Below are 1,090 nucleotides of genomic sequence, written 5' to 3'. Positions count from 1 at the left end.
TGCAACGGGTGCCGGGGGCGGGGCAACGGCTGCGGGCGTCGCCCCCACGCCGGTTGCCGTTCGGGGTGCGACGGGGCCGGCCGTCGGGGTTGCGAGAGGGCGTGCGTCAGGCCCCTGCGCCGCCAGCGCCCAGCCTGCTGCGGCCAGCAGCAGAGCCGCGACGACGGCCGAGATGACGAGTCGCCGGGGCCAGCGCCGGCGTGGGGGCTGGATGACGCGGGGGTCGCGGCCGGCGTCTGCGCGAAGTCGGTGGGTCAGTGCGGAGGCCTCGTCGGCGCCGACCACGACCTCCACCGGTTCGGGCCGGACCGCGTCGTAGAAGAGCCGGGCGAGCTCGGCAGCCCCGGGCCGGAGCCCGGGCTCGGGATCGATGGCCGCCGCCACGACGTCGGCGAGGCCGGCTCCGACATGGCTGACGACCGTCTCGTGGTCGAGGCGGATCATGGTGTCGGGCGCGCCGTTGCCGGTCAGGCAGAACCACGCGACAGCACCCAGGGCGTAGACGTCGGCGGCCTCGTCCGGCTCGGACCCGAGCCGGACCTCTGGGGCGATGAACCCCGGCGTGCCGTGCACGGCGCCGGGGTCACGCCCGGCCACGCGCGCGGCCCCGAGGTCGAGCAGCACCGGGCGCCCGTCGGGGGTCACCGTGATGTTGGCGGGCGAGATGTCGGCGTGCAGGCCTCCCGCCGCGTGCAGGTGGGCGACGGCCTCGCACACGGGGGTGAGCACGGTGACGACCTCACCCGGCCGCAGGTGACCGCGGGTGCGCACCATGCCGGCGAGCTGTGCTCCACGGACGAGATCGAACACGAGCGCCTCACGGCCGTCGGCGAGCGGCACCACCGACCGCAAGGGCACCAGGTGGTCGTGCTGCACGGCGAGCAGGACCTGCTGCTCGGCCATCGCCTGCAGCCGGTCGACCTCGTCGCGGCCGCGGTGGGGCACCTTGATCGCCACGCGCCGCCCGGACGCGTCGGTGCCCGACCACACGACGGCCGACGAACCGGTGCCAATCACGGCCTCGACACGGTGCCCGGGGACCTCCGGCCGCGCCGGAGACTGCGAGGCCCGCGGTGGCTCTTCGTCGGTC

The 1,090-nt window shown here is 76.1% G+C and carries 1 protein-coding gene; it reads right to left on the bottom strand.

Features of this window, described 5'->3' with window-relative positions; all coding sequences use genetic code 11:
- On the bottom strand, nucleotides 1–1,017 hold a 1,017-nt coding region (locus AC1DP0_RS22185; RefSeq protein WP_478088796.1), incomplete at its 3' end, for a serine/threonine-protein kinase.
- Nucleotides 1,018–1,090: the final 73 nt, after the last annotated feature.

This window comes from Terrabacter sp. P5_B1 (assembly GCF_056400505.1).
This window is presented reverse-complemented; position numbering and strand designations above follow the sequence as displayed.